This is a genomic window from Methylophaga sp. UBA1464, from assembly GCF_002325665.1.
Taxonomy (GTDB): domain Bacteria; phylum Pseudomonadota; class Gammaproteobacteria; order Nitrosococcales; family Methylophagaceae; genus Methylophaga.
The window spans coordinates 61,232-61,775 of record NZ_DCSO01000045.1 but is presented as its reverse complement, the minus strand read 5'-3'; the positions used below and the strand labels follow the sequence as shown (position 1 = coordinate 61,775).

Here is a 544-nt window from a genome sequence, read left to right as displayed (position 1 = left end):
CGAGACCCGATCGGCTGGAAAGTATTCTGCTATACAAGCCAGAATTTCCGATACGCCGGCAGCCCGGTCAGTAAAACAATCCGCGAGTTCTCCAGTCATAGTGATCAGTTGCTGATCCAGTTCATTATTCAGTGTATCCAGAGCCAGCCGGATGGCTTTACGCAAAGCATTTTTTCCATGCCAGAGCGGGCAGGGTAATTCGATGGCCTGTAACAACTGTCCATCATTGTCACAGCGAACCACTTTTAAGTGTGCCCCACCAATATCCCAACCACTGAAACAACCTTTTTCCTGTCTATGCATAGTGCGCTTCTTGTTGATTCAAACGTTGTAAATGCTGCCATAAAGGCAGTCCGGAATTGTATTTGCTGGCCGTCGACAGACCGACATAGGCCGTTGTCAGTCGTGGATTGATATCTACCACGACCGGACCTTGCTTGCTTAAAATAAAGTCGATGCCCACAAAGCCTGACAATCCACTTATAGCCTGCTCGATCTGGCTGGCAAGCTGCATTGCCTGCTGTTCAGAAAATGCTTGTGTGGC

1 protein-coding gene and 1 pseudogene are annotated in these 544 nt (G+C 48.7%); both read right to left on the bottom strand.

Going from position 1 to position 544, the window contains the following annotated elements:
- Nucleotides 1-303, bottom strand: a pseudogene (locus B3O33_RS04965) (H4MPT-linked C1 transfer pathway protein); the annotation flags it as partial.
- On the bottom strand, nucleotides 296-544 hold a 249-nt coding region (locus B3O33_RS04960; protein WP_292363118.1), incomplete at its 5' end, for an ATP-grasp domain-containing protein. The gene B3O33_RS04960 and the pseudogene B3O33_RS04965, both read right to left, overlap by 8 nt.